Raw genomic sequence first — 20777 nt, forward strand, 5'->3', positions numbered from 1 at the left:
GCGTTAAATGTCTTTTTTCATAATGAGGTGATTCTCATTGTCGATACGTTGGTATGATATTTCGTTCATAATGCTTCGTATAAGGAATATTCCCAGCCCCCCGATTGGACGTTCCTCCAAAGAAAGCGTAACATCTACCTCGTCTACTTGTGTCGGATCAAAAGAGGCTCCTTTGTCCGTTAATAGGAAAACGAGTTGTTTTTCGCTGTAAGTTACTCTTAATAGGATGGTGTGTTGTTCTTGAGTCGGATAGGCATACATAATTATATTGGCTACGGCCTCTTCCAATGCCAGATTAATATTCATTGTCGTTTCAAATGACAAAGAAAGTTCCTCTCCCAGTTCTTCGATGAAACTGGCTAAAACTGAAATTTCATTTAAATCGTTTGAGATCTTTATTTCTCTTTCCATAATGATATGTGCTTAATTGTTTGTTGTCCCGGGTTCATATTGAATAAGTAAAATAGTCAAGTCATCGCTGGCTTCTGCTTCTTTGACATGCTCTGCTATAGAGTCCACTATACCATTAACAGTGGTGCGTACATCAGACGTGCTATTATCAGACAATGTTTTCAATAACTTTTCGTCTCCATATAGTTCTTTGTCTGTATTTTCAGCTTCTGTCACTCCATCGGTGTAGAGGAACAGTTTACTTCCTTTCTCCAATGTTGTTTCATCTTCGGTATAGGCAAATTCTTCAATGATACCGACAAATATCTGTGTTTTGAATTCAAGGAAAGAAACCTGTCCGTCCGGACGAATCAATATGGGAGGATTATGTCCGGCATTACACAGTTTCAGTTTACCTGTTTCCAAATCAAGGATTCCGACAATAAGCGTAACAAACATGTTGGATTCGTTATTATCAGAAATCGAGTTGTTCATATCCGTCACAATCTTAGCCGGCGAAAGTACCTGTTGTGACAAGGTGCGGAATAAACTACGGGTGATAGCCATAAATAGAGAGGCGGGCACTCCTTTCCCCGAAACATCTCCGATTAAAAAGTAGAGGTGATTGCCATCCATATAGAAATCATAAAGGTCTCCACCTACTTCTTTGGCGGGATGGAGTATAGCATGTAAATCTACATCATTGCGTTCGGGATAAGGAGGGAATATTTTAGGAAGCATCCCCATTTGAATTTCCCGTGCTATGGAAAGCTCGCTTTCAATCCGTTCTTTGCTGGCAGTGGTATCTCTTAGTTCACCTACGTAGGTAGATAAAGAGTGTTGCATGAAGACAAGTGAATCATGTAAATCCTTTATTTCATCTTTGGAATGTACTTCCGGCAGGATAACATCAAACCGTCCGGTCGCAATTTCCCGGGCTGATTCGGAGAATTTCTCCAGTGGACTGACAAGGCGTCGGATAATGCTGTATATGATTAGAAATAAAGCTATCATACCAACCATAAAGGTATAGATGATTTTCCGTGAGGTGTTATCCAATTCCTGAAGAATAATCTGGCTTGGACAAACAGTACATACCGACCATCCTATTTGAGGAATGGTTGTGTAAAATGCATACGAGTCGACTCCTTTATTATTGAAGCGCATAGTTCCGGTATGTCCTGCCAGCATTTCGTGTCCGATCTGTTCCTGTGCTAGATTTTCTTTGGCGAAAGCTTCGGAGAATATCGTTTCATTCATGATCTTGCTTCGGTCCATGTGAGTCAGAAAGCTTCCGTTGCGGCTAATTAAATAGGTGTAGCTGGAAGGATAAGGCTTCAGTAGACTGATTGTATCAGTGAATTGTGTCAGGGATATATTGGCAGTGAAAACTGCATATAGTTCCCCTTTGCTGTCAAACAGAGGTTTGGCATAAGTACTCATGATGAAGTTTCCCCCTCCGTCGTCATAGTAAGGCTCACTCCAATAAGGTTGTTTAAGTAACTGGGGAATAAGATACCAATCCATGCATGGATAGTCATAATTCTGACTACCCAATACCTGATAGGTTATTTCTCCATTTATTTCATCCTTGAAAGAAGCATAAGGCATGAAATATTTCCCTTTTTCTTTGTAATAGTCGGGAACGAAAGCTATGCCGCTTCCGACGATGAACTGATTGTTTCTTACAACAGATTCTATAATATTGTGTAAAGAGTCCGGGTGATCAATATTCTTTTCCAAGACCCAGACAGATTGGTTGACAGTCGTCTCAACAGACAGTAGCTGACCGCTGATTTCTGTAGCAATGTTACTTAATAGTCCATGAGTGCGTTCGATTGCAAAGCCCGTTACTTTCTGTTGGCTATAATAATAAAATAACGCCATGATAGTAGCAAAGATAATTAACGTAAAAGATAGTACGTAGATACTTAGCCGGGTTGCAAAAGAATGGGAGAATGTGTATTTCATGAATGAATGTCTATTATTTTACAAAATTTTCATAACGGATATCATTGGAATTTTGAGTTTGATCCGGCAACAAAATACTTGTTGCCAGATTAAACTCTTCCCGGCTTAGCCGATAGGGACGTTGCCCGCTCTTCTTGTTTGTTTGTAACCTTAGTATCTCATCCAACATTTTACGTTGGTGATACCGGTTGGTTCCTATGTTGTGTTGATGCACTTGTTCCATTACGATGTCCAATGTTTGTTCGCGGTGTTCATTTGCCCATTCCCAGCCACGCATGCTGGCACGGGCTAATTTCTGTACTGCTTGAGGATATTTCTGATAGAATTCTCTGCTAACATAAAGTCCGTCCTCCGGCAGGTTATATCCATAATCCGAGAAACGCATGATATGAATAGAATCCGTCTTGATGCCGGCTTCAATCAGTTGTAGAAACTCATTGTAGCTTCCTACGAGGCAAATATCCACAGCTTTTGATAGGAAAATGTTGACTCCCCCATTGAAACGTATCCATTCCACCTGGAGTTGATATTTGTTGGCTATTTGATCCAGTAGTTCTTGACTAAGATGATTCCATACCCCTATTTTCTTATGTTGCAAAGATGAAATACCCTTGAGTGGTGAACGACTGACAAGCATCAGGCTGTTTTCCTGTGAGGTTTGCAAGATATTGACTACCTGTGCACCTGCAAAATATTCAGTCAGGGCATACGATAGGTTCATAACTACCGCTTGCGAATATCCTTTCTGCAGGAAAGAAAAAGAGCTTGCCGAAAGCGAAGGATGTACTACGTGTACGTCAAGTCCTTCTTCCTTGTAGAATCCTAGTTTGTCAGCTACGTAATAGCCTGCAAATTGTGCTTGTGCCGTCCATTTAGGTGTGAGGTTAATCGACTGCGCATTCACCGGTTCTGTCAGAAAGAACAGAGATAGCAAGATACAGCAAATAATAGATGCTTTTCTCATTATAAGTGGGATTAACGAATGATAAAAAGGCCGGAACAGCCTGTCATATCGAATATTTTCCGTATTTCCGGACGCATAGCTTCCAATACAAGTTGTCCGCTGTGTTGCTTTACACTTTTCTGGAGGGTTATCAGACTTCTTAAACCGGAACTGCTGATATATAGTAATCCTTCGCAGTTGATTATTATATTAGGATTCTGAATGCTTAGCAGAGGTTGGATGAGAGCATTGAATTCGTTCGTATTGGCAGTGTCCAATCGTCCTTCAACAGTGAGTATGATAACTTCCTCTATTTTACATAAGTTCGTTTTAAGAGTTGCTTCCGGTTTGAAATCCATGTCTATTTTTTTAGTCAGGATTAGTTCGTTTTGACTGTCCGTCGAATGATATTCTACTTTATCCATGGTGCGGCGAATCAGAAAGAGCCCCAAACCTTGTGTCAGTTGCTGTTCCAGAGATAGTGCATCTCCTGATGCTTCATTTTCAGATTTTGTGGGATCGAATGAAATACCATCGTCAATAATTTGGGCAATCAGTAGTCCGGGTGCCACGGAAGTTTTCAATATGATTTCACCTTTTTGATTTTGAGGGTAACCGTGATGGATAATATTGCTTATTGCTTCTTCAATAGCAAGATTGAGACTCATTGTAATGCCGGAAGGTAAATGTAATGATATGCCTAATTCTTCGATGAATTGGGCAATTATTGCAATTTCCTCTACCTGATTTTCGATAGTGATTTCCTTTTCCATATTCTTTAAGTAGCGCGTCATATTATAATTTATTCTTGTTTGGGGTGAATGCTGCCACAAAAGTATTAGTAAAGGTGAAAAGTCTGAAATATATTACCCCCAAATAGTTCCCATTTTAGCTAATCTCCCTATATTGGGACGCTTTTTGCAAGTGGGATGCTCCCGTTCTTTTCGCGAAAAGACTACTTTTGTCGCTCAAAACAAAAAAACATGGTAAACGTAATTGTTCTCTGCATTGAATTGTTGCTGGATATTGTGGGCTTGGTATTGGGAATACTTGTTTATTCACGTTCTTCAGACAATAATGGACTTACAAAAGCATGGGGAGTATTGGCTATCACTCTGTCCCTTCTTCTTTTGTGTGATAATCTGGAATGGATGTGGATTTTCAGTAGAGGAGGTGAGGAGACGATTCCGCGTTTTACTGAAGTTCCGATGAATCATCTTTCGATATGGCATATTGTCCGGGTGATTGTCTTTTTTCAATTCTTTTCTATTTTTCCTATAGCCTCATTGAAACCGGGATGGATGACTTTTTCAAGAGTCGTCAGTTTATGTATTCCTATTTTGCTGATCACATGTATAGCTTGTTGTTATGAGTTTTTCAACGGTCACTATACTACTCTAAAATCTTTTGCCTCCATTCGGGAGAATATTGGAGAACAGGATGTACGGGTAAGGCTGATGCTGTTTATAATCAGTGTAATTACTCCTTCCGTAAATTTCCTCTTTCCATATATGAGACGATGGATCCCAGTCCGACGTAAACAGAGTAAGGCAATGTCGATTTATATGATGTGTTTTGCTATCATCATGTCCGGCTATATTTGGCTGATGCTGGGTACTAGTGGATTATGCTTTAACGTGTTCGGTTATATTGTAATCCTTCCCGTCCTTTTTTTAAATATACTATATTTGCGTAATGAGAATCCGCTTTCTTTACCTCCCCAGCCTGTAGAAGAGCTGGAGATGGAAGAAATAGAAGCCATTCGGGAAATTGCAGTTTCACCTGTCGTTCTTGAACTATCCAATCAGATGCAAAGTCTTATGAAACATAGTAAATCGTTTACTAATCCTCTATATTCCTTACAGGATTTCTTGAATGATTTGAATACGAATGAAAACAGACTCAATAAGGCTCTTCATTATGATGGCTTTTCCGGTTTCAGAGATTATATTAATTTCTACCGTTTGCAGTATTTTAAAGAACAGGCACAGCTGAAAAAAGACCTTACAGTAAAGGAATTAATGTTTTTGAGCGGCTTTACCTCCCGTTCCAGTTTTTACCGTTATTTTGCGAGTGTGGAAAAAATGTCTCCCAGTGAATATATGGAGATGCTCAATAGAGAAAATTAATAAGGAGTGTGGGAAAAGAATCACCACAGATCATAGAATTAGCACGGATTTGATTGTAATTCAAAGATTATCAATGCAGAATCGATGTTTCTTTTATGTAATCTGTGGTGAAACTTGAAACTAACAGGTTATTTATTTAGCTAAATCTCCTATTTCGTCTAAATTCTTCTGAATATCATCATCAGTCAATGAATAGTTTACCAAGTCACCGGCCAAATACTTATCATAAGAAGCCATATCAATCAGGCCATGTCCGGAAAGATTAAACAGGATTACTTTTTCTTCTCCTGTCTCCTTGCATTTGTTAGCTTCGCGGATAGCCGCTGCAATAGCGTGGCTGGACTCTGGAGCCGGAATAATACCTTCAGACTGTGCAAACAGACAACCTGCTTCGAAAGATTCCAATTGCTGTATATCTACTGCCTCCATCAGATTGTCCTTGAGCAACTGTGAAACGATGACACCTGCACCATGATAACGAAGACCACCGGCATGAATATGGGCCGGAGCAAAATTGTGTCCCAGGGTAAACATCGGTAGCAACGGAGTATATCCGGCTTCATCACCGAAGTCATACTGGAACTTACCACGTGTCAGTTTCGGGCAAGAAGCAGGTTCGGCAGCAACAAAACGAGTCTTTTTTCCTGCCTGTATCGTGTGACGCATGAATGGGAAAGAGATACCTCCGAAATTGGAACCACCTCCGAAACAACCGATTACGATATCCGGATATTCACCTGCCATTTCCATCTGTTTTTCAGCTTCCAGTCCGATAATAGTCTGGTGAAGAGTAACATGGCTAAGTACAGAACCGAGCGTATATTTACAGTTGGGAGTCATTTGTGCCAGTTCGATAGCTTCCGAAATAGCTGTTCCCAACGAACCCTGATAAGTGGGATGTTTAGTTAGAATATCCTTACCGGCACGGGTAGACATGGATGGAGAAGGGGTTACCTGTGCTCCGAAAGTCTGCATAATGCTACGGCGGTACGGTTTCTGTTCATAACTGATTTTTACCTGATAAACAGCAGCTTCCAAACCGAAAACCTTAGCTGCATAAGAAAGAGCGGCTCCCCATTGTCCGGCACCGGTTTCAGTGGTGATGTTGGTCACCCCTTCTTCTTTGCAATAATAAGCCTGTGCCAATGCAGAGTTCAACTTATGTGAACCGATAGGGCTGACACTCTCATTCTTAAAATAGATATGAGCCGGAGTACCGAGTGCTTTTTCCAATCCGTAAGCACGAACTAGCGGAGTACTGCGATAGTATTTATACATTTCGCGCACTTCTTCCGGTATTTCGATCCATGCATCGGTCTGATTCAGTTCCTGATGACACAGTTCCTTAGCGAAAATCGGATACAAGTCTTCCGCTTTCAGTGGTTGTTTGGTTCCCGGATGTAACGGAGGCATAGGTTTGTTTACCATATCAGCCTGAATGTTGTACCAGTAGTGTGGAATTTCTTCTTCGGGTAAAATATACCGTTTTCTTTTTTCACTCATAATATTGTAGTTTTTTAGTTTCTTGTTGCCAAAAGTACTCAAATTTTTAATATTCAGAAAATTTTGTCAACAAAGAATCGGTTCTAATTGTTATTTTACTTAAGTTTGCACGACCCTGTTAAAAAAGATGATATGAAGATTTATCATAAGTTTTTATTGTATCAGAATAAACTGCTAAAACCCTATGTACGTATCTTGTTGGGACTGGTAGAAGCACTCACCTATCTGGCATCTCTGTTGTTGATTGTCGGAGTAGTATATGAACACGGCTTTCCCTTATCCATAGATGAAGTGGCGAATTTGCAGACATTGTATAAAACAGTCTGGATCATCTTTCTGATTGATGTAACTTTACATATCTCACTGGAATACCGGAATACTAAAAAACAATACCGGCGATTGGCCTGGATATTAAGCGGATTGTTATATCTCACTCTAATACCCGTCATTTTTCACCGTCCGGAAGAAGAAGGAGCTATTTTGCAGATTTGGGAATTCTTGCATGGGAAGTTTTATCATCTCCTGTTACTATTAGTCCTTTCCTTCCTCAACTTGTCCAATGGGCTGGTGCGCCTGTTGGGACGGCGTACCAATCCGTCCTTGATATTGGCAGTCAGTTTTATGGCTATTATCCTGATTGGAGCAGGCTTGTTGATGCTTCCGCGCTGCACGGTGAATGGCATTACTTGGGTGGACTCTTTATTTACGGCTACCAGTGCCGTATGTGTTACAGGGTTGGTTCCGGTAGATGTATCTACAACATTCACCACTTCCGGATTAGTTGTCATAATTCTATTGATTCAGATCGGCGGATTAGGAGTGATGACATTAACCAGCTTCTTTGCCATGTTCTTCATGGGGAACACTTCCATTTACAATCAGCTCGTTGTGCGTGATATGGTTAGTTCCAATTCGTTAGGCTCATTACTGTCTACCTTACTATATATATTAGGTTTTACTTTAGTGATTGAAGGGATTGGCATGGCCTCGATTTGGTTTAGTATTCACGGTACGTTGGGAATGACTTTGGAAGGGGAGTTAGGTTTTGCTGCTTTCCATTCTATATCAGCTTTTTGTAATGCAGGCTTTTCTACACTTTCCGGTAATTTAGGGAATCCGATGGTGATGACCAATCATAATGGACTGTTTATTTCTGTTTCTTTACTGATAATCTTCGGGGGGATCGGCTTCCCCATTCTTGTCAATTTCAAGGATATTGTATTGTATCACCTGCGTCGTTTCTGGAAATTGGTCTGTACACGCAAACTGGATCGTCACAAAATGCAGCATCTCTATAACCTGAATACGAAAATTGTGTTAATCATGACTTTCCTGCTTTTATTAATCGGTACATTAGCTATTGCTGCTTTTGAGTGGAATGCTTCCTTTGCCGGTATGCCTTTGGCAGACAAATGGACTCAAGCCTTCTTTAATGCCACTTGTCCGCGAACAGCCGGTTTCAGTAGTGTCGATCTGGCATCGTTGAGCGTGCAGACTTTATTGGTTTATCTATTCTTGATGTGGGTTGGCGGTGGTTCACAATCTACGGCAGGTGGTGTGAAAGTGAATGCTTTTGCGGTCGTGGTTCTGAATCTTGTAGCCGTATTGCGTGGTACTGAACGGGTAGAAGTGTTCGGCAGGGAATTGTCTTACGATTCAATCCGGCGTTCCAACGCAACAGTAGTCATGTCATTGGGAGTGTTATTCATCTTTATTTTCACATTGAGCATACTCGAACCGGGTGTTTCCATCATGGCATTGACTTTCGAATGTGTCTCTGCACTTAGTACTGTGGGATCCAGTCTGAATCTGACCCCTCATTTGTGTGATGCCAGTAAGTTGTTGGTATCCTTGTTGATGTTTATCGGACGTGTGGGATTGATAACATTGATGTTGGGAATTGTAAAACAGAAAAAGAATACAAAATACCGTTATCCGAGTGATAACATTATAATAAACTAAAGATATGAAGTATATTATTATCGGTTTAGGAAATTACGGTCATGTGTTGGCCGAGGAATTGTCTGCGTTAGGACACGAGATTATTGGTGCGGATATTAGTGAAAGTCGTATAGATTCAATCAAAGATAAGGTTGCTACAGCTTTTGTCATTGATGCCACTGACGAACAATCATTGTCAGTGTTACCGTTGAATAGTGTGGATATAGTGATTGTAGCGATTGGTGAGAATTTTGGTGCATCGATACGTGTTGTTGCTCTGTTGAAGCAGAAAAAGGTTCCCCGCATCTTTGCCCGTGCTATTGATGCAGTACATAAAGCAGTGCTTGAAGCCTTTGATCTTGAAAGAATCCTGACTCCGGAAGAAGATGCTGCCCGTAGTCTGGTGCAACTGCTCGATTTCGGCACAAACATGGAAGGGTTCCGCATTGATCAGGATTATTATGTTGTGAAGTTCACGGTTCCAGAAAAATTTGTAGGATATTTTGTGAATGAGTTAAATCTGGATGAAGAATTTCATCTGAAAATGATAGGCTTGAAACGGGCAAATAAGATAACCAATTGCCTGGGTATTTCTCTGACCGAACTTCATGTGAAGAATGAATTATCGGAAAATGAGAAAGTAGAAGAAGGAGATGAACTGGTTTGTTACGGTAGATACCGCGATTTCCAAGCTTTCTGGAAAGCTATTTAATGTGCAAAATCTAGTCAGATTTCAAGATAGAGGGATGATGATATTTGTTGGTAAAGTATAATGTTGGCAGTTATCCTCTTTGATTTTGTCTGATTATTGTAATTCCGGTTTGCAATTATTAATTGTTACAGGATGAAGTTGTATACTATATCCTATAGAGGTGAAATTAAGCTGCACAATCAGGCTTTGTGATGTTTCCGGTTTTCGTTGGTCGAACACGAGGTTGCCTAAACTATAGAAAATAGGCTTACCATTGAAATATTCCTCTTTCTGAATGACGTGCGGGTGATGTCCGATGATAGCATCCGCACCTGCACGAATGAGTCGGTGTGCTCCCTTTCTTTGGCTCAGAGTAGGGGAAGATTGATATTCGATTCCCCAATGGAGAATTACGACCACATAACTTTCGGGATTCTCTCGCTTGAAGTTTTTGATTTCCTCTTCTATTTCTTCCGTGGTTTGCTGGCAAATACCGGGATCATTTTCTAAATATACCCAATTCTCCAAAGGAAGTGTAACTGAATTGAAGAGTGCTACTTTAATTTTTCCTTTCTTTATCACTACAGGTTGGCAACTCTCGGAAGAAGTATTACCATATCCTATCGGAGTGATTCCTGCCGATAAGAGATGCTGATAAGTATCTGTCAATCCGTTTCGCCCCTGATCCATAGTATGATTATTCGCTAAAGCCGCATGACTGATGCCGGCTTTAACCAATTCTTCCATCCATCTCGGTTCCGCGCGAAAGATATATTTCTTGTGTAGTGGTGAACGAACCGAAGTGACGGGACATTCCAGGTTGATTACCGTAGCGTCCATTTGATGAAAGAGAGGAGCTACCGACGCAAATAAATCTTCGACACCTCCCCGTTGAATCTGTTGGCGTACCCCTCTGTCCAGAAGAACATCTCCGGTGAAAGCGATAGAGAGACATTCTTCTGACGGGTGCTGGCAGGCAGTAAGCAATAACAGACCTATACTACCTATAATCCGGTTAATTCGGGAAAAGGATATTAGCATCCTGAACTATAAAAAACTCTGTCATCTACTTTAGGTTCTTTCTCCAGCAGGATATTTTTCATCCATTCCGGGACGGCAGGTGCTTTCTTTTCTTCCAGCATTTTCTGCCACTCTTCGTCCGTGAGCCGGGTATCCAGTGGCTGGACAAACTCGTAGTAACTAAATGTGGCACCACGGGTAAGATAGAGATTACCCTCTATTTCTACTATCACATAGATATTGTTGGCATTTCCTGTTGCCACATGCAGTACTCCATTCTTATCACATCCCCTCACGTTGCGTGTATAAATATCAGCCACTACAGCTATCGACTTGTCCGGACCTTGCACTAATGACCAGTTATCCAGATGTAAATCCGGATCGAGCACAGACAGAGTGAAATATTCTATACTACTTCCCATATACTCAAGAGTGCGATATTCCTGTTCGGTCAGTTTTTCTCCCCGCAGTTCCTTTTCTGTTACTTGAATCAGAAAGCTGACATAGTCCTGCAACTGCTCTGTCTTTCCTTTCAAGTCATCCGTCAGGCAATTGCTTTGTTGCAGAACCAGTTGGGTGGCTTGCAGAATCCCTGACATTTTCTTCCAGAAAGGAAGATTCGGTTCTACATACCCCACTACGATCGGATCAGGAGGTCCGGCACCTCCACATTCTGCAGCCATGGGCTGTTCTCCGTAAAGGATCGCGTCATGCTTCAATTCAGCCCAAGATGCCAGAGCTGTATTCAGGTTCTTGTATCCCCATTCGGGTGTTTGCATAAATCCCGGCTGGCTCTTGTCCGTTTTCTGCATGGTGAACAGACTTTTCATCCATAATTCGTAGACAGATACTTGTGCAGGCTGGGAAGCTTTGAATTTATCTTTCAGTTTTTGTAATTCTCCGGTATACTGGTTCCAGTTGCCCGGTTCTTTGTAAAAATCAGTCAGTAAAGTCTCGGCGGAGTTTACTCCGAAAGCGGCAAAGACATCCAATCCTTTCGGATAAGCACGTTTGCTGTTTGGGGTGACATCTACCAATTCCTGAAGTACTTCATTATCTGCCAGATATCTTTGTGGCATAAAGTTGATTTTGTCCCGGCAGGAGATTTCTATTTTAGGTTTGATCCTATTCTTGCTTTTTGCCAGTTCAATGAGCGCTTGATTCACCTTTTCTATTTGAACCGGAGTCAATGCATCTTCAGTATATTCTGCTTTATTTTTCTTCAGAATCTGTACAATATCGAGAAGAGAAAGATTATCAGTCTCACCCATCAGGAAAGTAAGTGGTGTATAGACGCGTTGGTATAGTTCCATTAGTGGTGTCCTGGTCATATCCTTATAACTAGATAGTACGGTAGCCTGAAAGATTGCTTGTTTGAGCTGTTCTTGTTGTTCTCTGCAAAAGCAGGCAGTTTGAAGCCACATCATAGCCTGAAAGTATGCCTGTAATTGGGGTTCACGGGTATAATGTCCGCGTGGTTTGAAAAGACTGTATGGGAAGTATGCATCTTTGTATGAAAGAAACTCCGAGAAATCATCTTCTTGTGCATTAATATGTTCTATTTCCTGTTGATATGCTTTTTGATACTTAGCAGGGAGGCTGGGCGTTTCCTTTGTCAGCAAATAATAAGGGATAGCATAAAAAGTAGCGGCATATTCTGCCATATCTTTCAGAGATTCGTCTTCTGTCTGGCGGGAGATGCTTATGCAAGTTGCGTTGAGTGATAGACATAGTCTTTCCAAAGTAGGAATGATGTGTTGTTTCTCCAGACTTTTCAGTACATAAGAGAAATACATGTGAAATGCCTGTAAATATAAGTCAGTGGTGATGAAATTGGGCACTTGGCGATAATCATTTTCTTCGTAAGCATGAAACAACTGTAAGTTACTTCCTTCTGTAATGGCAAAGTTGTTCTGTTGCAACTTGGCTAGTAATGCCTCGTCTATATCTTTGAATTGGAACAGGTTGACTATATTATTTGCATTTCCTAAATAATAAGAGTCTCGTTGAGTAAACTGTTGCTGACGCATTTCTGCCATGCGAGCATCGATGCGTTCTACGAAAGCCTTCTCTTCAGCCGTCAGTTTGACTTCATCATAGTTTTCCGGAAATTTATTCTCTCCGTCTGCCTCCGATTCATCCCATAACTTCCAGACAAGATCATTATACCATTTCGTATTGGCCGAGAAGAAAGCATTGATGTCCGCTTCCATAAAATGATAACCATGTATAGCGTATGGATAACTACGTAATAAACGTAACTCCTGAAAAGAGTAACGACTGATATCCTGCTTCAAATCAATAGATTGAGGTAGAACAGTATCGGTCAATAATGAGGTGGCAGTCATAACAGTATCTTGTGCCGATGCCGTTGAGGTGTTTTTGTTCTTGTTCTTGCATCCGCAGAGAATAAGAATTAGTGTACAGGACAGTAATAATAGTCGTCTCATGTTTTTCATTATTCTATAAATTACTATATATAAATGATAGTATCTAACGTTAACGTTCAAGAATGCGTTTGGCCTCCTTTTCTTCTGTCTCGCGTTTCAGATATCCCTTAAAATCCAGACCAAAACCTCTCCATGCATATTCCGCTATCAGAAATTTTCCACTTCGTTCCCGTTCCATGGTACGTATCAATACAGGAGTATGTTCACGAATCACTCTAAAATCTTCCAAAGGTTGTGCTACCCTCGAACCTAACCAAAGTGGGCGGATATACGCTTCATCTGCAATCCGGTAAATGAATAACCGCTTGTCAGGTTTGGGATCGAATCGGGTAGGCTTGATAACCCCCACAATAATTTCCGGCATCCCGTCTCCTGTAACATCTCCATAATCAAATTGATAGACAGGATAAGGCAATTTCCAAACAGAGTGGGAGGGTTGGTCTGTATTCAAATGAATGACATAGAGCGAATCAGATTCTTTGTTCAGAGATACTTCCATGTGTCTTTGATTTACTTGCCATTCAAACCTGTTTTCTTTCCGGCATGAACAGAACATCAGTAAAAGACCTGTAAAAATAAGGAAGTGAATCCTGTGCGACATATCTGTAACGTTTTCTTTGGCAAAGATAGACATTAACCTGTATTTACTTGCCTCTTTTCTCGTAAAAGTGAAAAGTCCAGTATATTATATATGAAAACCACCGGACTTCTCTTTAGTCAAGAAATCCGGTGGCTTATCAGATATTATAAAGCGTATGCCTTATTTCGTTTGAATACGAATATTTCCGGCTTTCACTCCATTTGCTTTGGCTGTAAATACAATTTCTCCGGCAGTTTCACCAGCTTGTATGATAGCTGTCAACATTCCGTTGAAAGTATGCATCTTCGGAAGATGGAATTGTTCCAGATTTGTCGGGTCGCCATTGGCTGCAGCACGATATTTACCGGTTCCCTTTGCAGAGAAGTTTATCTGACGATTATCAGTAGGGCATAGGTTACCATCTTTGTCTACAACTTTCACAGTCACATACGCTAAGTCTTTTCCGTCTGCAGTCAATTCGTTACGGTTGCTGACCAGTTCGATGTGATGAGGCTTTCCGGCAGTGCGAACCACTTTTTCCGCTACTGCTTTTCCATCTTTGTTATAGGCTATTACTTTTACTTCTCCCGGTTCATATACAGCATCCATCCACATCAGACGATAGCGGTTCTTCAACGAACTATTATTCTTGCTTTGTTTACCATAACTTTTACCGTTGATAAACAGTTCGGCTGTAGGATAGTTGGTATATACAAATATAGGAGTCACTTCACCTTCACGTCCCGGCCATGTCCAGTGAGGCAGAATATGCAAGGTTTCCGCATCCTTGTTCCATACACTGCGATACAAGTAATAGCGGTCTTTAGGCAGACTGGCAAGGTCGATAATACCAAACATGGAACTGTGATTGGGCCATGCATCCGTATCATAAGGTGATGGTTCACCTAGATAGTCAAATCCTGTCCATACAAATTGTCCGATTGTCCAATGGTTATCGTCGGCCAGTGCAAAGTCCTCATCCGGAATATTTGACCATGAACAGGCTTCCACATCATAAGATGAACATTGATGGTCTTCATATTTGGCGCTTTTCTTATCCTCTACCGGGAATTTGTATACCCCACGTGAACTGACAGTAGAAGCAGTCTCACTACCCAGAATCAGATTCTGCGGGAGTTGGTCATAAGATTCTTTATAGCGTTGGGTACGGTAATTAAGTCCCGGAATGTCAATCATTGCTGCAAATCCGTTCGCAAGTACACAAGTAACCTGATCCATTCCGCAGGTGACAGGACGTGTCGGATCTTCTCGGTGGCAAATGTCTTGCAGGAATTTAGCCACTTTATAGCCGACGGGGCTACATTGGGTCGGTACTTCATTACCGATACTCCACATAATCACACATGGATTATTCCGATAATTATGGAGCATATTTACCATATCACGTTCCGCCCATTCATTGAAATAACGGTGATACCCGTTTTCACACTTGGCGATGTCCCATTCATCAAACGGTTCAATCATCATCATAAATCCCATTTCGTCACACAACGCTACGAGTTCGGGAGTCGGCATATTATGAGAAGTACGGATAGCATCACATCCCATATCTTTCAGCAATGTAAGCTGATGGCGAAGTGCTGCCACATTAATAGCGGCACCCAGCGGACCTAAATCATGATGATTGCATACCCCTTGGAATTTGCGGTGTTTTCCGTTCAGATAGAAACCCTTATCAGCGATATATTCAATGCTGCGGATACCGAAACGGGTCGTGTAAGTATCCACCAGTTTATCATCTGCGTAAATTTTGGAAACAGCCTTGTAGAGCGACGGACTTTCCGGTGACCAGAGCTCGGGCGCATTTACAATAAAGTTTTGTTCGAATGGTTGTCCGTGATTAATGCGGTTCGTATTCTCTTTGCTGGTAACCACTTTTCCGTCCGGAGAAAGAATCTCTGTCTCTACACGGATTTGTGTTTTCTCACCCGCATTGTCAATCTTCGTTTGAAGACGTATGGCTGCAAAGTCCTTACTAACATGAGGAGTTGTGATTTGTGTTCCCCATACAGGCACATGCACTTTGTCTGTCACGATCAGATGCACATTGCGATACAAACCTGCTCCCGGATACCAGCGCGAGGACTGCGGACGATTTTCCAAACGTACGGCCAGCGTATTGTTCTTTCCGTCTTTATTCATTAGGGGCGTCACATTACAGTGGAAAGAGTTGTAGCCGAAAGGCCAGAAACAAGCCTCTTTTCCATTTACATAGACACGTGCTTCGCTCATGGCGCCATCAAAGAGCAGTGTCACCTCCTTATCGGCAGGAGCATCAAAACTGGTTCGATACCATCCGGTGCCTACATAAGGGAGCCCACCGGTACGTCCTGTTTTCAAGGAAGCCTTTTTCTCGAAGTTCTGTGTCACAGCTACATTCTGCAGGTCATTATTCATATCGAATGGACCGAAAATCGCCCAGTCATGTGGAATAACAACCGACTCCCATTTTGTGTCATTAAACTCCGGCTGGCTAGCCTCTTTAAAATCTCCTTTACTGAATTTCCAGTTTTTCTCGAGCAGCGTCTCACTGCGTTGCGCTTGCAATGTGCAAGCGGTGCCCATCAAAAGTACAGCTAATAACTGTTTTTGGTGTTTCATGTTCATTTTTGCTTTTCAGGTATAAAATATTTTGGATTCGGGGTAAAGTTATAAAAAATGATTCAATAATCTTATCTCTTGAAAGCATTAAATGCGTTAGTGGGTTTACCGGTATCGTCAAACAAGCCTTTGTGATAGCCTTTCCAACCACCGTAACTTTGAGGTTCCCAAGTGAAAACACCGAGGCATTGATCTATTTCTTTAGCTTTAGTCATGAAATCGGTAAAAAACTCTTCAGCTTCTTCATAATTCCAGTAAATACCAAGCTCACACATCATGACAGGTGTATGATACCGTTCAATCAGGCTTTTCATATTAGCAATACAATCATTGTTTAATTGTCGCCAGTCTTCGGTATCCGGTTCCGGATAAAGAGACATACCGATTACATCCCATTTTCCCCCATCAGCTTTCAGACCGTCAAACAGCCAGATATATCGATTGGGATTATTGCCCTGATCAATATGTACGATAACTTTAGCTTCCGGATAGATTGTTTTAACGGCATCGTATCCTGCTGTTACCAGTTGAGCGAAGTTGGCAGTTTTTCCGCTGCTAGCAGCTCCGTCGGGTTTTAACATGCCTGTACGTGTCTCGTTGCCCACCTGCACCCATTCCACATCGATGCCTCTTGCTTTGATTGCACTTAATACTTCAGTGGTATGGTCGGCTACTGCTTGTTTTAATTCATCAAAGTATAGGTCGGCCCAAGCTGCCGGTTTCTCTTGCCGTCCCGGATCCGCCCAAATATCACTATAATGGAAATCAATCATAATACGGTAGCCTAAGTTGTGGGCGCGCCATGCCTTAGTCACTACATCGTCTTTATCACACCATCCTCCCGGATTAAAGAAACCTTCCTCTTCCGACCATCCCTGATCGGGATTTACCCATACACGTAGACGGATGGCATTCATGCCCAGATCTCGGAGTAGTGACATACATTCATGTCCGTTTCCTTCAGCATCATAGAATTTGTAACCTTCCTTTTCCATTTCTGTCAACCAACTGACATCGGCTCCTTTGGCAAAACCGGACATGTCATAGGCTTGATCTTGATTTTCCGGAAATACCGGTTTATCATCATTGTCGTCACAGGCTGTGAAGAAGGCTCCGCACAGTAGTGCGGAAGCCATCAATATATTTTTGAATCGTTTCATAATTATATACTGTTATCTAAAGGTTATTTATTAGAAGCGGAATAAGTGCCGTCTATCAGATTGACTGTGATAGTATAAGTTCCGGCAGTCAATGGGATACCCTCGTTACTGTTATAATATAGTTTTCCATTGCTTCCTCCATACGCTCCGGTCCAGTCATCTTTTATATAAAACTTGATTCCCCAGTTAGAATCTTGTGATAACGTAATCGTTCCCGAATATTCTCCGGCAGTTCCTGTTGTGGCGATAGGATATAAATTGTTATCCCCCTCTATTCCATAATAACAATAGATGTTATTTCCAACTGCATAAGTTTTATAAGTCAGCTCTTTTAATGAAACGTCAAACAGATAAAGACCGGCAGCAGGTGCAGGAATATTCTTTGCACTTTCATTTACAAGAGTTCCATTTTCTGCCGTACTTTCCGAATCATCATTGGCGATGGTGTACATTTTACTGGTGTCCCATGCATCTCCTGATGAGAACAGGGTCATTGCATAACTTCCCCATTGTGAGTTGACATCCACTATACCTGCATATTTTTGTTCTTCCTTATAGTACACTTCAATTTTATGATCGTATGTCCAGTCGCTACCTTGGCCAATTCCCGGTAAATACAAATATTGTCCCTCTTCCGGTTCCGGCTCCGGTTCTGCAGAACCTTCTTCTACTGATACAGTCCATTGTTGAGGGTTACTTAGATCGATAGAAAGCGTACACTCTCCTGCCTGTGGCACATTAACTGTTATGTCTCCGGCTGTTTCTCCGAGATTTAACGCTGTGCTGCTGCCGCTGAATGCCATAGGAGTATCTTTAGCCTTCGTGTCATCAATGTCGTATCCACCGTTATCATTCGGATTGGCGCATGTATGATCGTATAATTTCCCCGTTCCACTGATTTGGATAGTCATACTTCCGGCTGCATTAGCATTGAATGTAGCTGTCCATTTTCTGCTCGTTTGGTTAAATTCCATTGTTGCATCGATATCTCCACTGACGTTCAATGTTGGTATTTGTATTCCGTTCCATTGCTTATTATTCGTGTCAATTGTGATATAATAGCAACCTCCAACTCCTGGGAACCAACATTTCCAATCCCCTGCTGTAGTTAGTAGGAACGGCATTCCGGTTTCGTTGTCATTTCTCCAGATCGTTCCGTTGGCTTCTTTAATCAGGAAGTTGTACCAGGCATTTACTCCTACAAATCCTTTGTATACACCATCTGTATTTACTGAAAATAAACTCATACCGGTGTCTGTGCCGTTTTGATCCAGCATGCTGGCAAAACGCATATCCAGTTCATAAGGAGTGATGGTGATTACTTCCACATTGCTATATGCCGGTTCGATGTTGTTTCCCGTTGTTCCTTTCAGTCTGAAATAGAATTTAGTGGCTACATTGGCTTCACCCCCCAGATTATTGGTGACAATATTTAATTCAGCTCCATTGTAAGTCTTGGAAAGAGAGGTTTCGGTAGACTCAACGATCGTTCCGGAGAAATCTTCGTTTAATGCAACCTGTATACTTGTTTTCAATAAGTTGGTTGGTTTGAAATCCGGATTGTTGATAGCCAATGTCCGGTCGGTCCATGCCAGTGACAGAACATTTTTTTGTGCGATATCTTCCGTCAATACAATGTTGTTTGTAGAAGCTATCAATTCATTTTCTGTCAGGCTCGATAAATAATATTTATCTGCGTCATCTTCACAGGCACTCAATATAAAGAGAGCCGCCAATGAAAGGAACAGACTATTTATTGTTTTCATATATCGTTTGTATTAGAGGATGATTAATAATTTTCATTATATAAATTGGGATTAGCCGTCAGTTCGGTAGCCGGTATCGGATAGATATTATACTTGCTATTTACAGCTACGCCACCTTTTTCACCACCTTTCCATTGCCACAGATATTTGTCGGTAGTGAACATCCCGAAACGGATTAAGTCGGTACGACGGTATCCTTCCCAATAAAGTTCACGGGCACGTTCTTTCAGGATAAAGTCCAGTGTCAGGTCGGCTTCCGCTTTATTATGAGAGTCGTCGCCATAAGCACGTTCTTGCAGCTTATTGATATATCCCAATACGGTTCCTTTATCACTACCCGTTCCGCCACGTACCACAGCTTCCGCCATCATCAGATATATGTCTGCCAAACGGAATAAAGGATAATCTGTATTTACACCACCATCTGCAGTGTTGGAAGCGGTTGCTCCGGCATCTGTCAGGTTAGTCCATTTTTCTACAAAATATCCGTTTGCCTGATTATCTATCACATCCAGGTATTGTGTTTGTCCGTCAGTGAAGAACATATAGCGCTTATCATCAGTTCCACTAAATAAGGCCGGAATTTCTCCGCGTACACGGAACATTCCCCAACCGCTTTTCACACCATAATTTTCAGGAATCTGTTTGTCGGAAGTATTGCTTACGGCACCACAGACAATATATGTGGAAGAACCCCAAGATACGGTATGTGTGGCGTCCACAGGTAAGGTGAATATAATTTCGTTGGCAGTACGCTTATCATTATCCGCATTGAATAGTTTGCTGTAGTCATCTTCCAATGAATATCCCTGTGCGATAGCCTGTTGACAGGCAGCGATACATTCTGTATACTTCGACGTTTCAATATACACCTCTGCGTTCAGATAAAGTTTGGCAAGCAATGTGTAGGCGGCTCCTTGTGAAGCACGTCCATAAGGACAATTCCCTTTGCTAAGCATATCATTTGTAATGGCATTTAATTCAGATTCTATATAACTGAAAATTTGTGCAGACGTATAACGTGGAGGCAGATAACCGACAGTCGGGTCATTCTCTGTTATGAACGGGATATTACGGAATAAGTCCATTGCATGGTAGTAGAATAAAGCACGCATGAAACGAGCTTCAGCCCGGTAATGGCGGATTTCAGTTTGATCCTGTTCGCTAAATTCTGCCAGCTTTTCATCGGTTGCGTTACGGAGAAATTCATTGCATAATGCTATGTTATAATAAATCCGATAGTACATGTCCGATACCCAAGGATCATTAGCATCCCAACTTAAATAAGTCAATCCGCTCACATTATCACCCGACAACCAGGTAGAGGCCACCTCGTCTGTTCCACATTCCTGCAGGTTGAAGAAGCAACGTATATAATCCTGTCCACTGTTACTGCTCAAGTCCGGATCACCCCCTTTTTCCTGTCCGGTGGTCACCATGGCAGCATATATCTTACCTAAAACGGCTTTATAGTTTTCAGCATTGGTATATATCGTAGAAGATGTTTCGTCTTCATGCGGATATTGGTCTAAGTCGCCTATGCAGGAGTTCAGCAATAATGCACTGCAAAAATAGAAGGCTGTATATAATATCTTTTTCATGATTCGCTTG

The 20777-nt window shown here is 41.6% G+C and carries 15 protein-coding genes; 3 read left to right on the forward strand and 12 right to left on the reverse strand.

The genetic code is table 11. The annotated features are described in order from the left end of the window. Window positions 1-3: 3 nt before the first annotated feature. From I2I13_RS18420 to I2I13_RS18435, 4 genes are read right to left on the reverse strand one after another with little or no spacing between them, the layout of a single operon-like run. Window positions 4-411 carry an ATP-binding protein gene (locus I2I13_RS18420; RefSeq protein WP_004325354.1) on the reverse strand — a complete coding sequence of 136 codons (408 nt, stop codon included), beginning with the start codon at window positions 409-411 and terminating at the stop codon, window positions 4-6. A 12-nt stretch (window positions 412-423) separates the two neighbouring features. Further along, entirely contained in the window at window positions 424-2361 is a 1938-nt protein-coding gene (locus I2I13_RS18425) for a SpoIIE family protein phosphatase (RefSeq protein ID WP_195650168.1), read from the reverse strand. Window positions 2362-2374: 13 nt separating this feature from the next. Next, window positions 2375-3325, reverse strand: coding sequence for an ABC transporter substrate-binding protein (locus I2I13_RS18430; RefSeq protein WP_148367972.1), 951 nt, complete (start codon window positions 3323-3325; stop codon window positions 2375-2377). Window positions 3326-3336: 11 nt separating this feature from the next. After that, window positions 3337-4077 (reverse strand): anti-sigma factor antagonist, encoded by a 741-nt coding sequence (locus I2I13_RS18435; protein ID WP_229128671.1) that lies wholly within the window; start codon window positions 4075-4077, stop codon window positions 3337-3339. A gap of 210 nt (window positions 4078-4287) precedes the next feature. On the opposite strand from I2I13_RS18435, the gene I2I13_RS18440 reads away from it, so the two are divergent. After that, the gene (locus I2I13_RS18440; RefSeq protein ID WP_148367970.1) at window positions 4288-5433 is read left to right on the forward strand and encodes a helix-turn-helix domain-containing protein; all 1146 of its coding nucleotides are present in this window, start codon (window positions 4288-4290) and stop codon (window positions 5431-5433) included. A gap of 132 nt (window positions 5434-5565) precedes the next feature. Here the strand turns inward: I2I13_RS18440 and I2I13_RS18445 are convergent, their stop codons facing one another. Next, window positions 5566-6936, reverse strand: a complete 1371-nt coding sequence (locus I2I13_RS18445; protein ID WP_195650169.1) for a TrpB-like pyridoxal phosphate-dependent enzyme — start codon at window positions 6934-6936, stop codon at window positions 5566-5568. Window positions 6937-7068: 132 nt separating this feature from the next. Between I2I13_RS18445 and I2I13_RS18450 the strand changes: the two genes are divergently transcribed. After that, window positions 7069-8898, forward strand: a complete 1830-nt coding sequence (locus I2I13_RS18450; protein ID WP_148367968.1) for a TrkH family potassium uptake protein — start codon at window positions 7069-7071, stop codon at window positions 8896-8898. A gap of 4 nt (window positions 8899-8902) precedes the next feature. Then, a complete protein-coding gene (locus I2I13_RS18455; RefSeq protein ID WP_148367967.1) occupies window positions 8903-9589 on the forward strand; it encodes a TrkA family potassium uptake protein in 687 nt (228 codons plus the stop codon). 93 nt (window positions 9590-9682) lie between these two features. Here the strand turns inward: I2I13_RS18455 and I2I13_RS18460 are convergent, their stop codons facing one another. The 7 genes from I2I13_RS18460 to I2I13_RS18490 form a co-directional block, all read right to left on the reverse strand. Continuing rightward, window positions 9683-10609, reverse strand: coding sequence for a CapA family protein (locus I2I13_RS18460; protein WP_148367966.1), 927 nt, complete (start codon window positions 10607-10609; stop codon window positions 9683-9685). Next, window positions 10603-13038, reverse strand: coding sequence for a DUF3160 domain-containing protein (locus tag I2I13_RS18465; RefSeq protein ID WP_195650170.1), 2436 nt, complete (start codon window positions 13036-13038; stop codon window positions 10603-10605). The genes I2I13_RS18460 and I2I13_RS18465 overlap by 7 nt, the downstream gene beginning before the upstream one ends. A 49-nt stretch (window positions 13039-13087) precedes the next feature. Beyond that, complete coding sequence (locus I2I13_RS18470; RefSeq protein ID WP_148367964.1) at window positions 13088-13537, reverse strand: nuclear receptor-binding factor 2; 450 nt, start codon at window positions 13535-13537, stop codon at window positions 13088-13090. Window positions 13538-13798: 261 nt separating this feature from the next. After that, window positions 13799-16246 carry a beta-galactosidase GalB gene (gene galB, locus I2I13_RS18475; RefSeq protein WP_195650171.1) on the reverse strand — a complete coding sequence of 816 codons (2448 nt, stop codon included), beginning with the start codon at window positions 16244-16246 and terminating at the stop codon, window positions 13799-13801. 65 nt (window positions 16247-16311) lie between these two features. Continuing rightward, window positions 16312-17400 (reverse strand): glycosyl hydrolase 53 family protein, encoded by a 1089-nt coding sequence (locus tag I2I13_RS18480; RefSeq protein WP_195650172.1) that lies wholly within the window; start codon window positions 17398-17400, stop codon window positions 16312-16314. A gap of 23 nt (window positions 17401-17423) precedes the next feature. After that, window positions 17424-19166 (reverse strand): DUF5114 domain-containing protein, encoded by a 1743-nt coding sequence (locus I2I13_RS18485; RefSeq protein WP_195650173.1) that lies wholly within the window; start codon window positions 19164-19166, stop codon window positions 17424-17426. A gap of 23 nt (window positions 19167-19189) precedes the next feature. Next, window positions 19190-20767 carry a RagB/SusD family nutrient uptake outer membrane protein gene (locus tag I2I13_RS18490; RefSeq protein ID WP_195650174.1) on the reverse strand — a complete coding sequence of 526 codons (1578 nt, stop codon included), beginning with the start codon at window positions 20765-20767 and terminating at the stop codon, window positions 19190-19192. Window positions 20768-20777: the final 10 nt, after the last annotated feature.

It is taken from the genome of Bacteroides sp. D55t1_190419_B8 (genome assembly GCF_015558905.1).
Classification (GTDB): domain Bacteria; phylum Bacteroidota; class Bacteroidia; order Bacteroidales; family Bacteroidaceae; genus Bacteroides; species Bacteroides vicugnae.